At 75.5% G+C, this 20,725-nt stretch carries 12 protein-coding genes; 2 read left to right on the top strand and 10 right to left on the bottom strand.

The window, feature by feature from the left end; all coding sequences use genetic code 11:
- Positions 1-92: 92 nt before the first annotated feature.
- From AB0I42_RS25475 to gltB, 4 genes are all read right to left on the bottom strand, one after another.
- Positions 93-977: a hypothetical protein gene (locus AB0I42_RS25475; protein WP_357540778.1), complete on the bottom strand. Its 885-nt coding sequence runs from the start codon at positions 975-977 to the stop codon at positions 93-95.
- Positions 978-3,536 carry an FtsK/SpoIIIE domain-containing protein gene (locus AB0I42_RS25470; RefSeq protein WP_357540776.1) on the bottom strand — a complete coding sequence of 853 codons (2,559 nt, stop codon included), beginning with the start codon at positions 3,534-3,536 and terminating at the stop codon, positions 978-980. It lies immediately after the preceding gene.
- A 219-nt stretch (positions 3,537-3,755) separates the two neighbouring features.
- On the bottom strand, positions 3,756-5,231 hold the full coding sequence (locus AB0I42_RS25465) for a glutamate synthase subunit beta (protein WP_357540774.1): 1,476 nt from the start codon (positions 5,229-5,231) through the stop codon (positions 3,756-3,758).
- Positions 5,224-9,822 carry a glutamate synthase large subunit gene (gltB, locus tag AB0I42_RS25460; protein ID WP_357540772.1) on the bottom strand — a complete coding sequence of 1,533 codons (4,599 nt, stop codon included), beginning with the start codon at positions 9,820-9,822 and terminating at the stop codon, positions 5,224-5,226. The genes AB0I42_RS25465 and gltB overlap by 8 nt, the downstream gene beginning before the upstream one ends.
- Before the next feature lie 146 nt (positions 9,823-9,968).
- On the opposite strand from gltB, the gene AB0I42_RS25455 reads away from it, so the two are divergent.
- A complete protein-coding gene (locus tag AB0I42_RS25455) occupies positions 9,969-10,817 on the top strand; it encodes a GNAT family N-acetyltransferase (RefSeq protein ID WP_357540770.1) in 849 nt (282 codons plus the stop codon).
- A gap of 99 nt (positions 10,818-10,916) precedes the next feature.
- Here AB0I42_RS25455 and AB0I42_RS25450 read toward each other — a convergent pair whose 3' ends face one another.
- The gene (locus tag AB0I42_RS25450) at positions 10,917-13,979 is read right to left on the bottom strand and encodes a BTAD domain-containing putative transcriptional regulator (protein WP_357540768.1); all 3,063 of its coding nucleotides are present in this window, start codon (positions 13,977-13,979) and stop codon (positions 10,917-10,919) included.
- 354 nt (positions 13,980-14,333) lie between these two features.
- Here AB0I42_RS25450 and AB0I42_RS25445 point away from each other — a divergent pair, with 354 nt between their 5' ends.
- Positions 14,334-15,281, top strand: a complete 948-nt coding sequence (locus tag AB0I42_RS25445; RefSeq protein ID WP_357540766.1) for a hypothetical protein — start codon at positions 14,334-14,336, stop codon at positions 15,279-15,281.
- 6 nt (positions 15,282-15,287) lie between these two features.
- On the opposite strand, the gene AB0I42_RS25440 is transcribed toward AB0I42_RS25445, so the two are convergent.
- From AB0I42_RS25440 to trpC, 5 genes are all read right to left on the bottom strand, one after another.
- Positions 15,288-16,496, bottom strand: coding sequence for an NAD(P)/FAD-dependent oxidoreductase (locus AB0I42_RS25440; RefSeq protein WP_357540764.1), 1,209 nt, complete (start codon positions 16,494-16,496; stop codon positions 15,288-15,290).
- A gap of 25 nt (positions 16,497-16,521) precedes the next feature.
- Positions 16,522-17,790 carry a prolipoprotein diacylglyceryl transferase gene (gene lgt, locus AB0I42_RS25435; protein ID WP_357540762.1) on the bottom strand — a complete coding sequence of 423 codons (1,269 nt, stop codon included), beginning with the start codon at positions 17,788-17,790 and terminating at the stop codon, positions 16,522-16,524.
- A gap of 91 nt (positions 17,791-17,881) precedes the next feature.
- Positions 17,882-18,685 carry a tryptophan synthase subunit alpha gene (trpA, locus tag AB0I42_RS25430; RefSeq protein WP_357540760.1) on the bottom strand — a complete coding sequence of 268 codons (804 nt, stop codon included), beginning with the start codon at positions 18,683-18,685 and terminating at the stop codon, positions 17,882-17,884.
- A complete protein-coding gene (gene trpB / locus AB0I42_RS25425) occupies positions 18,682-19,911 on the bottom strand; it encodes a tryptophan synthase subunit beta (protein WP_357540758.1) in 1,230 nt (409 codons plus the stop codon). Before trpB ends, trpA begins: the two co-directional genes overlap by 4 nt.
- Positions 19,908-20,711, bottom strand: coding sequence for an indole-3-glycerol phosphate synthase TrpC (trpC, locus tag AB0I42_RS25420; RefSeq protein WP_357540881.1), 804 nt, complete (start codon positions 20,709-20,711; stop codon positions 19,908-19,910). The genes trpB and trpC overlap by 4 nt, the downstream gene beginning before the upstream one ends.
- Positions 20,712-20,725 lie beyond the last annotated feature (14 nt).

Here is a 20,725-nt window from a genome sequence, read left to right as displayed (position 1 = left end):
GACGCCGGGCCGCCCGCCCGGCACGGCGGCCGGACCGACGTGGTCACCGCCGAACCGGTGCCGGTCCGGCGGGTCCGCCGCCCGGGTCGCGGTCAGCCGCCGAAGACGGTACGCAGTGCGACGACGTACCCGCAGTAGGCGAGGACGGGCAGAACGAGGCAGAGGGCGAATCCGACGAGGACGTACCGGGACGGGGTCTCGTCGACGCCGGGTGGCCGGCCCCAGCGACCGAGCACGAAATAGCCGGCGAAGAACGCCAGCACCGGCAGCCCGGCGCAGGTCCAGGCGTAGAGGGTGAACGTGCCGACCGCGCCGAGCCCGGCACCGATCTCCAGCAGGAACATCGGCACGAGGCTGAGCAGGGCACAGCCCGCGTAGACGGCGGCGGCCCGGGCGAACGGCGACCACGACGGCAGCAGCGGCGGCCGCCGGGCGATCTGCTCGCCGGTGCGCGCGGCGGCGTCGGCGATGTCGGCGGCCTGCCGGGCGGACTCCAGTTCCGCGTCCGGGTCGGCTCCGGCGACGACACCGTCGGCACCCAGCGGCGGGCGGGGCCCCGGTACCGGCGCGGCCGGCAGCGCCGGGTAGCCGGCCGGCGGTGGCGGCTGCCCGGGCTTCGTCAGCTCCGGCCGGCCGGCCGGATACCGCGGCGCGGCGGCCGGTCCCGGTCCGGCGGGGTCCGGTCCCGCACCGGCCGGGTAGCCGGTCGCGGCGACCGGATACCGCGGGTGACCGCCCGCCGGGGCGCCCGGCCCGGCACCGCCGGCCGGCCCCGCCGGCACCGAGTCGGGCCGGCCGGTCGCCCGGCCGAGGTGGCGCAGCCGCTGCTCCTGTGCGTCGAGCCGGTGGCCGAGCTGGTCGGCGGCGGCCCGGGTCGCGGCCCGCCGGGCGGTATCGGCGGCGGCGTCGCGCTCCCCGGCCCGGCGCAGCTCCGACAGGTGACGGGCCAGTGCGGCGTACTCCTCGAAGGTCGACACCTACCGCTCCTCGTCCAGCTCGTGTCCGGGCCGTACGAACGGCACGATCAGCCGGGTCCGCTGGTCGTGCCGGTCGACCAGCAGGGCCCGGTTGGGTCGCGGCGCGTACGACAGGTCGGGCACGCCGAGATAGAGCCCGAGTTCCCCGCCGGGCACGTTCAGCGCCACCAGGCAGGCGACGTCGTCACGGTTCTGCGCGCCGCCGATGTCCTCGGACAGCCGGCGCAGGCCGCGCCACCAGCCGAACAGGTGCACCCCGTGGGCGGGGCCGCGGCGCAGCACCGCCTGCAGGTCGTCGAGCCCGGACCGGAACGTGTCGTCGCGCAGCCCGAGCACGCCGCTGGCGCCGTCCATGCCGAACACCACGACGAACGTGCGGCCGGTCGCCGGTCCGGCCGGCTCCGCCAGGGTACGTAGCTCGTCGCGCAGCCCGTTCGCGTCGATCCGGGTCACCGGGTGCCCGGCGCCGGCCAGCTCGTCGGCGCAGCGGTCGGCGACCTCGTCGGCGGCGGCGACCAGCGCGGCCAGCAGGAACCGGGCCGTACCCGGCTCGTGCTGGCGGGCGACGCTGACCGCCGCGGCGTGCAGGACCGCGGCGCCGACCGCCGACGTGCCCACGACGCCGAGGTGCCGGCCGGGGCTGGTGTCGACCGCGAAGCAGGCCGCGGTCAGGTCGACGTCGACGGTGCGGCCGACCAGCGCCAGCGGGCGGCGGCCGCCGGGCTGGAGGCCGCGGAACGTGGGATCGTCCTCGACGTGGGCGGCGTCGTAGCCGCGGAAGACGGCCGGCGGTCGCGATCCGGCCGGCCGGGCCTCCCAGAGTTCGTGGCGCAGCCGGGTGACGGCACCGGTGCCGGCGTGCGCGTCGGGGAAGCGGACGACGGTGTTGGCGCCGGCCAGGCCGGCGGAGGCGTTGACGACCGCGGAGCCGACCGGCAGGGTGCCGGCGGCCTCGTTGAGCTGGTGCAGCACCCCGTTGCCGCCGGGCAGCGCCACCCGCAGCGGGAACTGCCCGAAAATGGAGTCGATCTTTCCGTAGAGGGCTTCGATGCCGGACATGCTCTGGCTGGCCAGCACCAGGTGGATGCCGTACGAGCGGCCCTTGCGGGCCAGTTCCTCGAGCAGGGCGACCGCTTCGCGGGCCACCGCGTCGTTGCCGGCGAAGAGGACGTGGAACTCGTCGACGACGGCGACGACGCGCGGCGCCGACCGGTCGCGGGGCAGGTCGGCGAGCTTGGTGACGCCGTGGCGTTTCAGTGCCGCGGCCCGCCGGTTGAGTTCGCGGCGCAGTTCGCGCAGCACGGCGACGCCGTACTCGCGGTCCGACTCGATCCCGACGGCGCGGGCGTGCGGGATCCACGACGGGTCGCGGTCGGTGGGTACGAACTCGGTGAAGCTGACGCCTTCCTTGAAGTCGAGCAGGTAGAGGGAGAGCTGGTCCGGGCCGTAGCGGGCGGCGAGCCCGTAGAGGACGTCGAGCAGGAAGACGGTCTTGCCGGAGCCGGTACGGCCGCCGACGAGCCAGTGCGGGGTGGCGTCGTCGAAGGCCAGGGTCACCGGCTGGCGGCCGGACCGGCCGACGACCGTACGCAGCCCGGTCAGCGACGACTCCGTCCAGCGGCGGGGCGGCAGCAGGTCGGTGAAGTCCGTCGTGGAGTGTTGCCGGGTGGCGGCGGCCAGGTGCTCGGCGAGTGCGCGTACCGAGCCGGCGGGCGGGTCGCCGTCGAGGGTGACCGGCGCGGCCAGCCCGGAGCCGTCGGCGCTGAACGCCCGGCCGGGCGGGTCGCCGACCCGGGCGGCGGAGTCGTCGAGCCGGACCAGGGTGGTCGCGCCGAGCGGCGGCGGCGCGTCACCGGCCGGCGGGTAGCCGGCGAGCAGTACGCAGACCGCGGCGGCCGGACCGGCGTGGGTCAGTGCCGCCAGCCGGGCCAGTTCCCGGCCGGGCGGCAGGTTGGCCGCGACGACCAGCAGCAGTTCGCCGCGGGCGCCGGCCGCTTCGGTGGCCGGGTCGCCGCCGTGGTCGTGCTGGGCGGCCCGGGCGTGCCGTTCGGCGGCGTCGAGCAGGTCGCCGACCTCGGCCTCGGTGGTCGCGGGCGGGGCGAGCACGCCGGCGTCGACCAGTGGCCGCAGCGGCAGGAACGTCGCGCCGAGGGCGGCGGTGTCCAGCGCGGCCACCCGTACGGTGCCGGGGGCGGCGGTGGCGACCAGCCGCAGGGTGAGGGCCCGCAGCAGCCCACCGACGCGGGGGTCGCGGCCATCGGTGTCGATGGCGAGGTGGTGGCCGCCGGCGAGCGGGACGACGGCGGGGAACGGGCCGTCCGGGGTGGTCGCCTCGCCGAGCCGGACCGGGACCGGGGCGGTGGTGAGGTCGGCGGCGCCCGGGGTCGGGTTGGCCAGCGTGGTGCCGACCCGGGCGAGCCGGCCGACGGTGTCGGCCGCGGCGGCGGTGTCGCCCGGCCGGCCGGGGGCGGCCAGCGCCGCCCGGGCCCGGTCGAGGTGTTCCCGGGCCTTCCGGTGGGCCGCGACCGCCTGCTCGTACGTGGTCGCGAGCCTGCCCACCCGTACCCCCACCCATGATCACGGCTGCGTAGTCACGAGCACACTAACCGAAGCACCGTACCGGCCAAAGGTCCCGCGCCCGCTCCCCCACGCCGCTGGACCGCCGTGATCCGCGTGATCAGGGACTTTGACCCGCGACGCGCCGAAGACACGCCCGCCCCGGTCCCTGATCACGCGGATCAGGGGCGGGGCGGGCGGGAGAGGCGACGGTCGGAGGATCTAGCCGGGGGTCAGGGCTCTGGTGGTGGGGGTCACCGGGGCGGGCAGGGGGGTGGGGGCGCCCAGGTGGTCGTGGATGGCGGCGGCGGCCGCCCGGCCCTCGGCGATCGCCCAGACGATCAGGGAGGCGCCGCGGTGCATGTCACCGGCGACGAAGACCCCGTCGGCCGCCTGCCAGGTCGCGTCGGTGTCGACGGCACCACGGGCGTTGCGCGCCACACCGAACTGCGAAAGCAGCGGCTGCGGCTCGGTGCCCTCGAAGCCGATCGCCAGCAGCACCAGGTCGGCGGGGAGTTCCCGCTCCGACCCGGGGACCGCGGTCACGACCCGGCGGCCGTCCCGCCGCTCGACGGTGACCTGGGCGATCCGGACCGCGCGGACCGCGCCGGTGCCGTCGTCGACGAACTCCTGGACCGCCACCTCGAAGATCCGCTCGCCGCCCTCCTCGTGGGCGGCGTACTCGCGCAGGATCCACGGCCAGGTCGGCCACGGGTCGCGGGCCTCGTCGCGGCCCGCCGGCGGCAGCGGGTACTGGTCGAGCTGGTAGACGGACTTCGCGCCCTGCCGGTGGGCGACGCCGAGACAGTCGGCGGCGGTGTCGCCACCGCCGATGATCACGACGTGCCGGCCGGCGGCGTCGATCGGCGCGGTCGCCTCCTTTCCGGCGACGACGCGGTTGGCGGCGACGAGGTGCTCCATCGCCTGGTGTACGCCGCGCAGCGCCCGCCCCGGCGTCTCCGGGGTGTCCCGGCCGGCGAGGGCGCCGCAGGCGAGCAGCACCGCGTCGTGTTCGGCACGCAACCCGTCGGCGGTGACGTCGACGCCGACGTTCACGCCGGTGCGGAAGACGACACCCTCGGCGGCCAGCTGGGCCAGCCGCCGGTCGATGTGCTCCTTCTCCAGCTTGAAGTCGGGGATGCCGTACCGCAGCAGGCCGCCGATCTCGTCGTCGCGCTCGTACACGGTCACCCGGTGACCGGACCGGGCGAGCTGCTGCGCGGCGGCGAGACCGGCCGGGCCGGAGCCGACGACGGCGACCGACCGGCCGGTGGGCGCCGGGGCCGGCTGCGCGGCGACCAGGTCGAGGTCGAAGGCCCGGTTGACGATCTCGACCTCGACCTGCTTGATGGTGACCGGTTCGCCGCCGGCGATGCCGAGCACGCAGGCCGCCTCGCACGGCGCCGGACACAGCCGCCCGGTGAACTCCGGGAAGTTGTTGGTGGCGTGCAGCGACTCGATCGCGCTCGCCCAGCTCCCGGTACGGACCAGGTCGTTCCAGTCCGGGATGCGGTTGCCGAGCGGGCAGCCGTCGTGGCAGAACGGGATGCCGCAGTCCATGCAGCGGGTCGCCTGCTCGGTGATCAGCTCGTCCGAGGCGGACGGGTAGACCTCCCGCCAGTCGGAGATGCGGACCGGCACCGGACGCCGGGCGGGCATCCGCCGGCCGTAGCGCAGGAATCCGTTCGGGTCAGGCACGGGCCACCTCCATGACGGCCTGGTCGACGTCACGGCCGGCGGCTTCGGCGGTCCGGATCGCTTCGATCACACGCTTGTAGTCACGCGGTACGACGGCGGTGAACTCCTCGACCGCCTCCGTCCAGCGCTTGAGCAGGGCCTCGGCGACCGCCGAGCCGGTCTCGGTGCGGTGCCGTTCGACGAGTTCGCGCAACACGACCTGTTCGGCGTCGGTCAGCGGGGTCAGCTCGACCAGTTCCGGGTTGACCCGGCGCGGGTCGAGCCGCCAGACGTACGCGGCCCCGCCGGACATGCCGGCGGCGAAGTTGCGCCCGGTCGGGCCGAGCACCACGACGGTGCCGCCGGTCATGTACTCGCAGCCGTGGTCGCCGACCCCCTCGACGACCGCGACGCCGCCGGAGTTGCGTACGGCGAACCGCTCGCCGACCCGGCCGCGCAGGAAGATCTCGCCGCCGGTGGCGCCGTACAGGATGGTGTTGCCGGCGATGATCTGGTCCTCGGCGACGAACGGGGCGCCGGCGTCGGGGCGGATGACGATCCGGCCGCCGGACAGGCCCTTGCCGACGTAGTCGTTGGCGTCGCCGCGCAGCCGCAGTGTGACGCCGCGCGGCAGGAAGGCGCCGAACGACTGGCCGGCGGTGCCGTCGAGGGTGAACTCGATGGTGTCCTCGGGCAGGCCGGCGCCGCCGAAGCGGCGGGTGACCTCGCCGCCGAGCATCGCGCCGACGCTGCGGTGCTCGTTGCGTACGGCGACCGTGGCCCGCACCGGGGTGCCGGCGGACAGGGCCGGGGCGGCCAGGGCGAGCAGTTCGTTGTCGAGCGCCTTCTCCAGGCCGTGGTCCTGGGCGCGGACCCCGCGCCGCGCCGCGTCCTGCGGGACGTCCGGCAGGTGCAGCACCGGCGACAGGTCCAGGCCCTGCGCCTTCCAGTGGTCGACGGCACGCAGCACGTCGAGGACCTCGGTGCGGCCGATCGCCTCCTCGACCGAGCGGAAGCCGAGGTCGGCGAGGATGGTGCGGACCTCCTCGGCGAGGAACAGGAAGAAGTTCTCCACGAACTCGGGCTTGCCGGTGAAGCGGTCGCGCAGCACCGGGTTCTGGGTCGCGATGCCGACCGGGCAGGTGTCGAGGTGGCAGACCCGCATCATGACGCAGCCGGCGACGATCAGCGGGGCGGTGGCGAAGCCGAACTCCTCGGCGCCGAGCAGGGCGGCGACGACGACGTCACGACCGGTCTTCAGCTGCCCGTCGACCTGCACCGTCACCCGGTCGCGCAGCTTGTTGACCAGCAGCGTCTGCTGGGTCTCGGCCAGGCCCAGCTCCCACGGGGTGCCGGCGTGCTTGAGCGAGTTGAGCGGTGACGCGCCGGTGCCGCCGTCGTGGCCGGAGATCAGGATGACGTCGGCCTTGAGCTTGGCGACGCCGGCGGCGATGGTGCCGACGCCGACCTCGGAGACCAGCTTGACGTGCACCCGGGCGGCCGGGTTGACGCACTTGAGGTCGTGGACGAGCTGCGCCAGGTCCTCGATCGAGTAGATGTCGTGGTGCGGCGGCGGCGAGATCAGGCCGACGCCCGGGGTGGCGTGCCGGGTCTTGGCGATCCACGGCCACACCTTGTTGCCCGGAAGCTGGCCGCCCTCGCCGGGCTTGGCCCCCTGCGCCATCTTGATCTGCAGGTCGTCTGCGTTGACCAGGTATTCGCTGGTGACGCCGAAGCGGCCGCTGGCGATCTGCTTGACCGCGGAGCGGCGCTCCGGGTCATGCAGCCGCTCGACGTCCTCGCCGCCCTCGCCGGTGTTGGACTTGCCGCCCAGCCGGTTCATCGCCACGGCCAGGGTCTCGTGCGCCTCGGCCGAGATCGAGCCGTACGACATCGCGCCGGTGGCGAACCGCTTGACGATCTCGCTGGCCGGCTCGACCTCGTCGAGCGGCACCGGCGGGCGCAGCCCGTCGCGGAAGGTGAACAGGCCGCGCAGTGAGCCGGCCCGGCCGGCCAGTTCGTCGACCTTGGCGGTGTAGGTCTTGAAGACCTCGTACTGGCGGCTGCGGGTGGCGTGCTGGAGCAGGAACACCGTCTCGGGGTTGAACAGGTGCAGTTCGCCCTCGCGGCGCCACTGGTATTCGCCGCCGACGTCGAGGCGGCGGTGCGTGTCGTCGGCCCCGGCGGCACCGCCGGCCGGGTAGGCGGTCGCGTGCCGGGCGGCGATCTCGGCGTGGATGCCGTCGAGGTCGACGCCGCCGATCCGGCTCGGTGTGCCGGCGAAGTAGCGCCGGACCAGGGTGTTCTCCAGGCCGACGGCCTCGAAGACCTGGGCGCCGCAGTACGACGACACCGTGGAGATGCCCATCTTGGACATGATCTTCAGGACGCCCTTGCCGAGCGCCTTGACGTAGTTGCGGACCGCCTTGGTCGGGGCGACGCCGGGCAGCGCGCCGGTGGCGATCAGGTCCTCGACCGACTCGAACGCCAGGTAGGGGTTGACCGCGGCGGCGCCGTAGCCGATGAGGACGGCCGCGTGGTGCACCTCGCGGCAGTCGCCGGTCTCGACGATCAGCGCCACCTGGGTGCGGGTCTGCTCGCGTACGAGGTGCTGGTGCACGGCCGCGGTGAGCAGCAGCGACGGGATCGGGGCCAGCTCGGCGGTGGAGTCGCGGTCGGAGAGCACGAGGATGCGTACGCCGTCCTCGATCGCCTCGGAGACGTGCCGGCAGATCTCGGTCAGCCGGGCCTTGATGCCGGCGGCGCCGTCACGCAGCCGGTAGAGCCCGGAGACCCGGACCGCCTTGAAGCCCGGCAGGTCGCCGTCGTCGTCGATGGACAGCAGCTTGGCCAGCTCGTCGTTGTCGATGACCGGGTACGGCAGCACGATCTGCCGGCAGCTCGCCGGGCCGGGGGCGAGCAGGTTGGCCTCCGGGCCGATGGTCGCCTGCAGGCTGGTGACCAGCTCCTCGCGGATGGCGTCCAGCGGCGGGTTGGTGACCTGGGCGAAAAGCTGGTGGAAGTAGTCGTAGAGCAGCCGCGGCCGGGTGGACAGCGGCGCGATCGGGGTGTCGGTGCCCATCGAGCCCAGCGGTTCGGCGCCGCTGCGGGCCATCGGGGCGAGCAGGATCTTCAGCTCCTCCTCGGTGTAGCCGAAGATCTGCTGGCGGCGCCGTACCGAGTCGTGGGTGTAGACGGTGTGCTCGCGCTCGGGCAGGTCGGCGAGGTCGATCAGGCCGGCGTGCAGCCACTGGTCGTACGGCTGCGCGGCGGCCAACTCGGCCTTGATCTCGTCGTCCTGCACGATCCGGCCGGCGACGGTGTCGACCAGGAACATCCGGCCGGGCTGCAGCCGGCCCTTGGCGACCACGGTCGTCGGGTCGAGGTCGAGCACGCCGGCCTCGCTGCCGAGCACGACGAGCCCGTCACTGGTCCGCCACCAGCGCCCCGGACGCAGCCCGTTGCGGTCGAGCACGGCGCCGACGAGCGACCCGTCGGTGAACGCGACCGAGGCCGGGCCGTCCCACGGCTCCATGAGGCTGGCGTGGAAGCGGTAGAAGGCGCGCCGGGCCGGATCCAGGTCCGGGTCGTTCTCCCACGCCTCCGGGATCATCATCAGCACCGCGTGCGGCAGGCTGCGGCCGGCCAGGTGCAGCAGTTCGAGGACCTCGTCGAAGTTGGCCGAGTCGGAGGCGTCCGGGGTGCAGACCGGGAACAGCCGCCGGATGTTGCCGGGGATGTTCGGGCTGGCCAGCAGCGCCTCGCGGGCGTTCATCCAGTTCTTGTTGCCACGGATCGTGTTGATCTCGCCGTTGTGGGCGATGAACCGGTAGGGGTGCGCCAGCGGCCAGGACGGGAACGTGTTCGTGGAGAACCGGGAGTGCACCAGGGCGATCGCGCTGGCGACCCGCCCGTCGGTCAGGTCGGGGAAGAACGCCGGCAGCTGGTCCGGGGTGAGCATGCCCTTGTAGACCATGGTGCGCGCGGACAGCGACGGGAAGTAGACCGGGATGCCCCGCTCGGCGGTCTCCCGCTCGGCCCGCTTGCGTACGCAGAACGCGACCCGGTCCAGGTCGATGCCGGTCAGTGCCGAGCCGGCCGGGCCGGCGGGCGAGTCGGTGAGCCGTTCGGCGGCCAGGAACACCTGCCGGATCCGGGGCCGGGCCGCGAGGGCGGTCTCACCCAGGTCGTCCGGGTTGACCGGTACGTCCCGCCAGCCGAGGATCTCCGCGCCCTCGACCAGGGCGTACTTGTTGAGGATCGTGGCGGCCCGGGCCGCGGCCTCGTCGTCGTCGGGCAGGAAGGCCAGGCCGGTCGCGTACTGCCCGGCCGGCGGCAGCGGGAAGTCGACGACGTCCCGCAGGAACTCGTCGGGAACCTGGAGCATGATGCCGGCACCGTCGCCCGTGTTGTGCTCCGCGCCACGGGCGCCCCGGTGGTCGAGCCGACAGAGCGCGGAGAGGCCCTTGGCGACCACGGCGTGCGACCGGCGGCCGTTCAGGTCGGCGACGAACGCGACCCCGCAGGCGTCGTGTTCGAACGTCGGGTCGTACAGCCCCTGGGCGGGTCCACCGGGGCGGATCGGCCGGCTCTGAGGGTGCGAAGAAGCCACCGGGCCTCCTGTCGTCAGTCACGTTGGTTCACGGTCGGGACGACGTCGGCCCTGGGCGGATATTTGAGTCTACGTTAGGGGGCACCGGACTCCACCAGGGCCGGATTGATCACACTTCCAGGATCTGGGACAGGTAGTCTCGCGCGGTGACCCACCTGGAAGCCGAACTTTTCGACCGGTTGGAACGCTTCTACGACGCCGTACCCCGGGACGTGGCCCGTACCGAGGATTTCGGGGGTCTGGTGCTGTTCGTCCGCGACGGTGCGGGATGGCCGTTCTACGCCCGGCCGCGGCCCGGCGCCTCCGACCCGCCGTCCGCCGCCGACATTACCTCCGCCCGGGCACGGCAGCGCGACCTCGGCCTGCCCGAGGCGTTCGAATGGGTGCACGATCACGATCCCGACCTGCTGGCGGTGGCCCGCTCGGCGGGGCTGTCGGTGCTGGAGGCGCCGCTGATGGTGCTCGACCCGGCGGCGCTGCCGGACCCGGCCACGCTGTCGGACGTACCCGTACGGCTGCTGGACGTCGAGGCGGCCGGCTTCGCCGACGACCTCGCGTCGTCGGCGGCGGTCGCCGCGGTCGGATTCGGTACGCCCGGCGTGGCGGCCGGCCCGGCCGGTGCCGCCGAACGGGACGCCGCCCGGCAGCGGCCGACGGACGAGGCGGTCGCCGAGGCCCGAACCCGGATCATCGCCGGACGGCGCGCGTACGCCGTCGCAGGTACGCCGTCGACCGGCCCGCTCGCCACCGGCATGTACCAGCGGGTCGGCGACGTCGCCGAGATCGCCGGGGTGGCGACGCTGCCGGCCGCGAGGCGCCGTGGGCTGGCCGCCGCGGTCACCGCGACGCTCGCCCGGCAGGCCCTGGGCAGCGGCGCCGGCCTGGTGTTCCTCTCGGCGGGCAGCGAGGACGTGGCCCGGGTCTACCTCCGGGCCGGCTTCCGCCGGATCGGCACCGCCTGCATCGCCGAGCCGGCAGCGGTCGCGGCGGTCTGACCCGCGCGCCTGGGCACGTTACGCCGGGCGCCGCCGGGCGCGTGGCGTCGATCAAGGACTAGTTGCGCGAATCGTGCACACTTTGTCCCGATACATCCCCTAGATTGACGGGACGGCCGGGTGCGCCGGCGGGACGGCCGGAGGCACCGATGGGACGGCGGCCGGGCTGTGCGAAGGGGCGGTCAGGAGGGTGTCGAGGGCGGCGGAGCCGCCGTACCCGTACGCCGTCCGGAATCCGTCGGCGCCCAGGGTGGCCCGCAGCGCCCGCGCGGTCGCCGACACCCCGGCCTGTTCGCAGGCGGGGACCGGCGCGCCGATCTCGGCCCGGATCCGGCCCGCCGCCCCGAGCAGCCGGACGCCGCGTACCGGGACCCCGCCGAGCCGGGCCACCTCGGCCAGCGCCTCGACCACGCTCGCCGTACGCCACCGGTCGCCGACCTGCCGGTGGGCGGCCAGGCTCAGCGTCAGGTGTGCGGCGGCCACGTCGGTGCGGCCGGCCCGCAACTCCACCAGTCCGCGCAGGTTGTGTGCCCAGCCCAGCCCCTCGGGGAAGCCGAGCGCCGCGTAGCGCTCCAGGGCGGCGTCGAGCAGGGCCGCCGCCCGGTCGCCGTCGTCGCGGTAGTACGCGACCGCGCCGAGGTTCATCAGCGCGGTCGCCACCGCCTCCGGGTCGCCGAGCCGGCCGTACCAGCGCAGGCTGGCCCACAGCCGGGAGTCGGCCCGGTCCAGGTCGCCGGAGAGCCAGGCGGTGAAGCCCCGCAACTGGGTGGCCTGCGCCTCGCCCCACTCGTCGCCGCAGGCGGCGTACCGGGCGGAGGCGGCGGCGAGGTGTGCGGCGGAGAGCGCGTACTGGGCGCGTTCCCGGGCCACCGACCCGAGCGTCAGTTCGATCCGGGCGGCGGCCCGCTCGTCACCGGCGCGCTGGCAGGCGGCGAGCGCCGCCCGGGCGTGCCCGGCCGCCGCCGGGTAGTCGCAGAGCAGCATCGCCAACATCGCCGCGGCGCTGCCGGCCCGGGCCCGCAGCGCGGCCGGCGCGTCCGGGTGCCGGTCGAGTCCGGCGGCGAGCCACGCGTGCCCCTCCCGGTAGTGGCCCTCCAGCCGGCAGTACATCCCCAGGGCGGCGGCCAGCCGCAGGTCGCCGTACGGTTCGGCGTCCGATCCGGGGCCGGCGAGCCAGGTCATCGCGGCCCGCAGGTTGGCCGTCTCGCCGCGCAGCCGGTGCAGCCACCGGTGCTGGTCCGCCCCGCGCAGCCGCCCGTCGGCCGCCTCGGCGAGGGCCAGGAAGTGCCGCGCGTGCGCCAGCCGGGCCGCCGGTTCGTCGCCGTCGCGCGCGAGCCGGTCCTGCGCGTGCCGGCGGATCGGCACCAGCATCCGGTACCGGACGGGGGCCGGGGCCGTACCCGGTCCGGCCGGTGCGGAACCGGCCGGCGCCGGCCCGGCCGTGGCCTGGCCGGCGGCGAGCCGGGCCAGGTCGGGACCGGCCAGCGCACCCGGTGCCGGCCGGTCCGGGCCGTCCGTGGGTACGGCCTCGACCAGCGACGCCTCGACCAGGGCCGGCAGCGCGGCGGCCCCGCCCGGGCCGGCGACCGCCGCGACGGCGTCCGCAGCGAAGCCGCCGGCGAAGACCGCCAGCCGGTCGAACAGGGTACGCGCCGCCGCGTCGAGTTGATCCACACTGGACCCGATGGCCGCCGCCACGGTGCGGTGCCGGGCCGGCGCGGTCGGGTCGGTGCTGCGCAGCAGCCGGGGGTCGGCCCGCAGCCGCTCGACGATCTGCGGGACGCCGAGCACCGTCGTACGCGCCGCCGCCAGCTCGATCGCCAGCGGCAGCCCGTCGAGTTCGGCGCACAGGCGGGCCACCGCGTCGGCGCTCGACTCCGGAACCGGGCGGCCGGAGCGGGCCCGGGCCCGGTCGAGGAACAGCCGGGTCGCCGGGTGCGCCGCCAGGCCGGCCAGGGTGTGCCCGCCGACCGCAGCCGGGGTGGCCAGCGGCGGCACCGGCACGGCGGCCTCGGCCGGCAGCCGGAGCGCGATCCGGCTGGTCGCCAGCACCCGCAGCCGGGCGCAGTGGGTGAGCAGGTGGTCGACCAGTTCGGCGCAGCCGGCGACCAGGTGCTCGCAGTTGTCGAGCACGATCAGGGCGTCGGTGTCGCCGATCTCGTCGGCCAGGGTCGCCGGCACGCCGCTGCCGGCGACGTCGCGTACGCCGAGGGCCGCGGCGACCGCGGCCGGCACCAGCGCGGACGCCTCCACCGCGCTCAGGTCCACGAACCGCACCGACGCCGACGGGCGTACGCCGGTGACCCGCTGCGCGGCGGCCAGCGCGAGCCGGGTCTTACCGGCCCCGCCGGGGCCGGTGAGCGTCACCAGGCGGTGGGTGGCGAGCCGGCCGACGACCGTGCCGAGCAGTTCGTCGCGGCCGAGCAGGCTGGTCAGCGGCACCGGCAGCCGGCCCGGCCGGGCATGCGGCCCGGGGTCGGCGGCCGGCCGGGCTACGACGGCCTCGATCGGCGTCGCCCACCGCTGCGCGAGGTCACCGCGCCGGGCCGCCGCGGCCAACTCCGGCAACTGCCCGCCCGGCTCCACCCCGAGATGTTCCAGGTAGGTCCGGCGGGCCCGGTCGTACACCGCCTCCGCCGCCCGGCGCCCGTCCGCCAACGCGGCCGCCACCAGCAGCAGTTCCCACAGCCGCGGCCGCAGCGGGTGCGCGGCAACCGCACGGTCGAGGTCGGTGGCGGTGCCGGCGGCGGTACGGACGGCGGCCGCCGCCGCGGCCACGGCGGCGGTACCGGCGGTGGGCCCGCCAGCGGCGGCGATCGCCGCGGCGGCCAGCCGCAGCACGCACTCCGCGTGGTCCTCGTACACCGCCAGCCGGCGCCGGGCCGGCGCACCGGCGGTTCCGGCCGGGGCCGGGCCGGTCGCCGCGGGCGCGGGCCGGCGGCGCAGCGCGGCGGCGAGCAGCGGTACGGCGCCGGACAGGTCGCCGGCGGCCATCCTGGCCCGCCCACCGGCGGCCAGCACGTCGAACCCGCCGGCCACACCGGTGCCCCGGTCGAACAGGTCCGTGGCGGCGTCCGCGGTCTCCCGTCCGGCCTGAGGAGCTACGCCGGTCGGGGCCGCGTTCCCGGCACCGTGGGGCCGATCGGGATCAACGCGCCGCACGTGGGAGCCCTCTCTCTCGCCTCCGGGTAGTCTGCGCCGGCACCGCGACCCCGGTCAGCCTCCGTTCGGTCCGCGCGACCGGCGAACGGGCGATCCCTCGATCCGCTCGGCGGTCGCCCCGCTGGCCGGGTCGACGGCGACCGCCGGCGGCTGGCGGCCGTCGATATCCGTGGACAGGATGCCGGCCGGCTGCCACGGTGACCGCCATGACCGAGCGGAGCGAGGGCATCGACTGGCTCAGGAGTAGTCATGTGCCGGCTGAGCGAAGCGGGGCTGGCACATGACCGAGCGCAGCGAGGGCATCGACTGGCTCAGGAGTAGTCATGTGCCGGCTGAGCGAAGCGGGGCTGGCACATGACCGAGCGGAGCGAGGGCCGGCACATGACCGATGCGGAGCGACGGGTCTGGGGGCGGCTGCCGGACGGCGCCCGCGACGCCCTGACGGCCCGGCTCGCGCCGGCGGACCTGCGGACGGCGCTGCTCGACGTGGCCCGTACCCGGGCGGCGGCCGTCCGGCCGGCGGACCTGCTGCGGCGGTGGCGCGACGACCGCTTCGTACGCCCCGCCGACAGCGACCCGAGGGTGCTGGCCGAGGTCGAGGCCCGGCTGTGGCGGCTGCTGCCCGCCGAGTTCGCCGGGGTGGAGCTGTCGCCGGTCGTACCGTTGGGCACCTGTTCGGCGGTCGCCCCGGTGAGCCAGGACCGGATCGTCTCCACGATGCGGGCGACCGAGGTGGTCAGCGACGCGACGAACGCGCTGGCCGTCGAGGCCGCCGTCCGGCGCCGCCGGCAGCCGGCGGCCGGCGAGGCGCACCTGGCGGCCAGCCACCGCCACCTGCGGGCCCAGCCCTTCGGGCCGGGGATGTCGGCGCACTTCCGGCTCTTCGCGCTGGTGTCCAGCGCCCGCGACACCGGCTCCGGCAGGACCGAGGCCCGGCTGCTCGTCCGCCACCTCTCGTACTGGCAGCGGGTGCTCGACGCGCTGCCCGCCACCCCGCGACTGCGGTACACGGTGCTGGACGACCCCGTCGTGGCCGAACGGGTCGCCGACACGGTGGGGCCCGCCCTGGCCACGGCCGGCGGCGTCGCCCTCGTCGAGGAGCCCGGGCGGGAGCGCGGCCGCGGCTACTACGTGGCCGCCGCGCTGCGGCTGACCGCCGGCGACGGGTCGGAAGCCGTCGAGTTGGGCGACGGCGGCTTCACCGGGTGGACGGCGCTGCTCACCGGTGACGCCAAGGAACGCTGCCTGGTCTCCTGCCTGTCGACCGAACGGCTCGCCGCCCTCGCCGGCGCCCCGCGCTGACCGGCCTCAGTCCGGTGGCTGCCAGCCCGTCGCGGCGGCCGCCGCCCGTCCCATCAGGCGGGGGCTGATGGTGCCGAGGGCGGCGTCCCGGGCGCGCAGGGCCAGCCGGCCCCGGGTACGCAGCACCGCCGACATCCGCCGGGTCTGCCGTACGACGGTGACCGTGCGGGTGTGGCGCAGCCGCTGGTAGGTCGACAGGGCGGCCCGGGCGCCGGGACCGGGCAGCGCCGAACGCAGCACCGCGGCGAGGGTGGCGGCGTCCTCGAACGCCAGGCAGGCGCCCTGGCCGAGGTGGTGCGGCATGCCGTGCGCGGCGTCGCCGAGCAGCGCGAAGCCGCCGGTGCCGACCGGGAACGCGTACGTCTTCGGCAGCGGCCGCAGTTCGCGTACCTCCTGCTGCACCAGGTCGTCGGGTTCGGTCGCGGCGAGCAGTTCGCCGACCGGTGCGGGCCAGCCGGCGAGCCAGCGGCGCAGCAGGGTGAGCTGGGTGGCCGGGGACTCCGGCCGGGGAGCGCCGGCCGCGGTGGCGATCCAGTAGATGCCGCCGCGGGTCGAGCCGCCGGACGAGCCGCGCTCGCCGAGCGAGGCGGCCACGAACCGGTAGCCGGCGCCGAGGAACTCGCCGCCGACCGGCCCGTCGGCGGGGAGCCGCGGTGCCCGGTACCAGGGGATGACGGCCCGCCAGGCGGCGCAGCCGGAGCTGACGACGGCCGCTTCCGGAGCCAGCCGGCGGCGTAGCGTGCTGTCGATCCCGTCCGCGGCGACGACCAGGTCGGCCTCGAACGTCTGCCGGCCGTCGTCGACCGCCGGCCGCTCGCCGGCGGCGGAGCGCAGCGCCCGTACGGCGACTCCGGTGCGGATGTCGACCCGGTCGCCGAGCCCGGCGACGAGGGCGTCGTGCAGGTCCTCCCGGTGCACGACGACGGCCCGCCCGGCGCCGGGCGGCGGGGCGGGCTTGCGTGGCTGCACCAGCCACTGCCCGTCGGGGCGGCGTACGCCCAGGTCGGGCAGGGGTGTGGCGATGGCGTCGAGGCCCGCGCCGAGCCCGAGCGCGTGCAGCGCCCGGATCCCGTTCGGCCACAGCACCATCGCGGTGTGGTCGGCCCGCAGGCGGTCGGCGCGTTCGAGCAGGGTCACCTGCCAGCCGGAGCGGGCCAGCGCGCCCGCCGTGGCGAGCCCGCCGATGCCCGCGCCGACGACGACAGCCGTACGCATGGTCGCCGTGCCTCCCCGCGCCGGGTCAGCGGTCGTCGCCGCGGGCGGTGGCCTCGCCGGTGGTGCCTGTGCCGCCGGTCGCCGGCTTTCCGACGTCGACTCCGGCGGGCTCGTCGCGCGCCGGTTCGTCGCGCGTCGGCTCGTCGTCCGCGGTCGCGGTCGCGGTGTCGCCGTCGAGGTCGTCGTGCCGGCCGTCCGGTCCGGCGGGGCGCTCGTCGGCCCCGGCGGGCGGGTCGTCGTCGGGGACCTGACCGGTTTCCAGGTAGGTGGCGTACTGCTGCTCGGTCACCACCCGGTAGCCGTCCGGCGCCGGGTTGTCGGGACGGTTGGTGCCGGAGACGTCGACCTGGGAGACGTCGCCGCGCGGCCCGTCGGCTCCGGCCGGCGGCTCCCACCGGCCACCGATCGGCACCAGGAACTCCTGGGGGCCGCGTACGCGCAGGAAGTAGACCAGCGCGGCGGCGAAGACGAGGGCGGCGGTCCAGACGTTGAGCCGGACGCCGAGGATCTCGTTGGCCTCGTCGGTCCGCATCATCTCGATCCAGAACCGGCCGGCGGTGTAGCCCATCACGTACAGCGCGAAGGCCCGGCCGCGGCCGAGCTTCCAGCGCCGGTCGGCGAGCAGCACCAGGCCGGCGACGGCGACGTTCCACAGCGCCTCGTACGCGAACGTCGGGTGGTAGAGCCCGGGTTCGAGCACCGGGTTGCCCTCGGGGTCGAGCAGCGCGTGGCCGGGGCGTTCCGGGTCCATCCGGTGCACCTGCAGGCCCCACGGCAGCGTCGTCGGCCCGCCGTAGAGTTCGTTGTTGAACCAGTTGCCGAACCGGCCGACGGCCTGCGCCAGCGGCAGCCCGGGGGCGAGCGCGTCGGCGATCACGGTCAGCGGGATGCCGATCTGGCGGCCGCCGAGCCAGGCGCCGACCGCGCCACCGGCGACCGCGCCCCAGATGCCGAGGCCGCCCTGCCAGATGTAGAGGGCCGAGAGCGGGTCGCCGCCCTCGCCGAAGTATGCCTCGGGCGAGGTGATCACGTGGTAGATCCGGGCGCCGACGATGCCGAACGGCACCGCCCAGACGGCGATGTCGAGCACCGCCCACGGCGGGGCGCCCCGGCTACGCAGCCGGTATTCGGTCACGACGCAGGCGACGACGATGCCGAGCACGATGCACAGCGCGTAGGCCCGGATCGGCAGCGGTCCGATCTGCCAGACCGCCGTGGAGGGGCTGGGCAGGGCCGCGAGGTAGTCCTGGCCGGACCATGAAGTCGCCTGGACCGGGAGCGAAGCGAGGGTCACGGGTGCACAGGCTACCGTCGTACGCCGGCGGACGGCACCCCGGTCCGGCTGCGGGTTTGCCGCCGCCGGCCGACGACCGGCGGCGGAGCCGCTAGCGGCGGCGGACGCCTTCGGCGAGTTCGGCGCTCAGGGTCCGCAGCGCGGCCAGTCCGGTGGCCTCGTCGGGGGTGTCGAGCAGGCAGCGGACCAGGGCGCTGCCGACGATGACGCCGTCGGCGTAGGAGCCCACCTGGGCGGCCTGCGCGCCGGTGCCGACGCCGAGCCCGACACCGACGGCCAGGTCGGTGACCGCGCGGACCCGGCCGACCAGGGTCGGCGCCGCCGACGAGGTCTGTTCCCGGGCCCCGGTGACACCCATGACCGCGGTCGCGTAGACGAACCCCCGGCAGTGTCCGACCGTCATCGCGATCCGCGCGTCGGTCGACGACGGCGACACCAGGAAGGTGCGGTCGATCTGGTGGGTGTCGGAGGCCGCCAGCCACTCGTCGGCCTCGTCGGGGATCAGGTCCGGGGTGATCAGGCCGGTGCCGCCGGCGGCGGCCAGGTCGCGGGCGAACGCGTCGACGCCGTATTTCTCGATCGGGTTCCAGTAGGTCATCGTCACGACCGGGGCGCCGGTCGCGGCGACCGCCTCGATGATCCGCAGGGCGTCCCTGGTGCGTACGCCGCCGGCCAGGGCGATGTCGCTGGCCCGCTGGATGACCGGCCCGTCCATGACCGGGTCGGAGTAAGGGATCTCGACCTCGATCACGTCGACGCCGGCCTCGACCATCGCGGTCATCGCCGCGATGCTGCCGTCGACGGTCGGGAAGCCGGCCGGCATGCAGCCGATCAGCAGCGCCCGGCCCTCGGCGCGGGCCTTCTCGAACGCCACCGAGATGCTCTGCCCGCTCATGCCTGCTCCCCGTCGAGGATGCCGAAGTAGGCGCCGGCGGTGTGGACGTCCTTGTCGCCGCGGCCGGACAGGTTGACCACAATGGTCGGCTCCCGGCCGAGTTCGGCGGCGAGCCGGGGGGCGATCTGCAGGGCGCCGGCCAGTGCGTGGGCGCTCTCGATCGCGGGGATGATCCCCTCGGTGCGGCACAGCAGCTGGAACGCCGCCATCGCGTCGGCGTCGGTCACCGGCAGGTAACTGGCCCGCCCGGCGTCGTGCAGCCAGGCGTGCTCGGGGCCGACGCCGGGGTAGTCGAGCCCGGCCGAGATCGAGTGCGACTCGACGGTCTGCCCGTCCTCGTCCTGCAGCACGTAGGTGCGGGCGCCGTGCAGCACCCCCGACGAGCCGCCGGTGATCGAGGCGGCGTGCCGGCCGGTGGCGACGCCGTCGCCGCCGGCCTCGAAGCCGTAGAGGCGCACGTCGGTGTCGGGGACGAAGGCGTGGAAGATGCCGATGGCGTTGGAGCCGCCACCGACGCAGGCGGCCACGGCGTCGGGCAGCGCGCCGGTCAGCGCCAGGCACTGCTCGCGGGCCTCGGTGCCGATCCCGCCGACGAAGTCGCGGACGATCTCGGGGAACGGGTGCGGGCCGGCGGCGGTGCCGAGCAGGTAGTGCGTGCTGTCCACGCTGGACACCCAGTCGCGCAGCGCCTCGTTGAGGGCGTCCTTGAGCGTGCGCGACCCGTTGGTCACCGGCACCACGGTGGCGCCGAGCATCCGCATCCGGGCCACGTTGAGCGCCTGCCGCTCGGTGTCGACCTCGCCCATGTAGACGACGCACTCCAGGTCGAGCAGGGCGGCCGCGGTCGCGCTGGCCACGCCGTGCTGCCCGGCGCCGGTCTCGGCGATCACCCGGCGCTTGCCCATCCGCCGGGTCAGCAGCGCCTGGCCGAGCACGTTGCGGACCTTGTGGGCGCCGGTGTGGTTGAGGTCTTCCCGCTTGAGCAGGATCTGCGCCCCGGCCCGCTCGGACAGCCGCCGGGCCAGGTAGAGGGGCGACGGCGTGTTGGCGTAGTCCCGCATCAACGCGGCCAGCTCCGCCTGGAAGGCTTCGTCGCCCTGCGCCTTGCGGTAGGCCGCCTCCAGCTCGTCGAGCGCGGCGACGAGCGCCTCCGGGACGAACCGGCCGCCATAGCGCCCGAAGTGGCCACGCGGGTCGGGCAGCGCCGCGGTGTCGGCGGCGGTCACCGGACCGGCCTCGGGGTCGCCGGGTGGTTGCCGGCGTTGACCAGTTCGGCGACCGCGTCCCGCGGGCTCTTCTTGGTGACCAGCCCCTCCCCGACCAGTACGGCGTCGGCGCCGGCCGACGCGTAGCGGATCAGGTCGTGCGGGCCACGTACGCCGGACTCGGCGATCTTGACGACGTTGCTCGGCAGGCCGGGGGCGATCCGCTCGAAGACCGACCGGTCGACCTCCAGGGTGCGCAGGTCGCGGGCGTTGACGCCGATCACCTGGGCGCCGGCCTCCAGGGCCCGGTCGGCCTCTTCCTCGGTGTGCACCTCGACCAGGGCGGTCATGCCCAGCGACTCGATCCGCTCCAGCAGCCCGACCAGCACGTTCTGCTCCAGCGCGGAGACCATCAGCAGCACCAGGTCGGCGCCGTTGGCCCGGGCCTCGTGCACCTGGTAGCTGGAGATGATGAAGTCCTTGCGCAGGATCGGCACGTCGACGGCGGCCCGTACGGCGACCAGGTCCTCCAGCGACCCGCCGAACCAGCGCCCCTCGGTGAGCACGCTGATGCAGCGGGCGCCGCCGGCCGCGTAGTCACCGGCGAGGTCCGCCGGGTCGGGAATGTCGGCCAGCGGTCCCTTGGACGGCGACGCGCGCTTGACCTCGGCGATCACCCCGACGCCGGGGCGGCGCAGGGCGGCGTACGCATCGCGCGGCGGCGGTGCCGCGGCGGCCAGCTCGCGGACCCGCTCCAGCGGGAGCAGTTGCTGGCGTCGCTCGACGTCCTCCCGCACCCCGGCAAGGATTTCGTCGAGCACGTTCTTGGAGGCCG

Origin of the sequence: Polymorphospora sp. NPDC050346 (genome assembly GCF_040655695.1) — a bacterium.
In the GTDB taxonomy this organism is placed as follows: domain Bacteria; phylum Actinomycetota; class Actinomycetes; order Mycobacteriales; family Micromonosporaceae; genus Polymorphospora; species Polymorphospora lycopeni.
This window is presented reverse-complemented; position numbering and strand designations above follow the sequence as displayed.

What these genes read in the sequence shown, in the direction of transcription:
- AB0I42_RS25445 (WP_357540766.1), top strand. Translation starts at nt 14,334, where the DNA reads ATGACCGAGCGGAGCGAGGGCCGGCACATGACCGATGCGGAGCGACGG.
- AB0I42_RS25440 (WP_357540764.1), bottom strand. Translation starts at nt 16,496, where the DNA reads ATGCGTACGGCTGTCGTCGTCGGCGCGGGCATCGGCGGGCTCGCCACG.
- trpA (WP_357540760.1), bottom strand. Translation starts at nt 18,685, where the DNA reads ATGAGCGGGCAGAGCATCTCGGTGGCGTTCGAGAAGGCCCGCGCCGAG.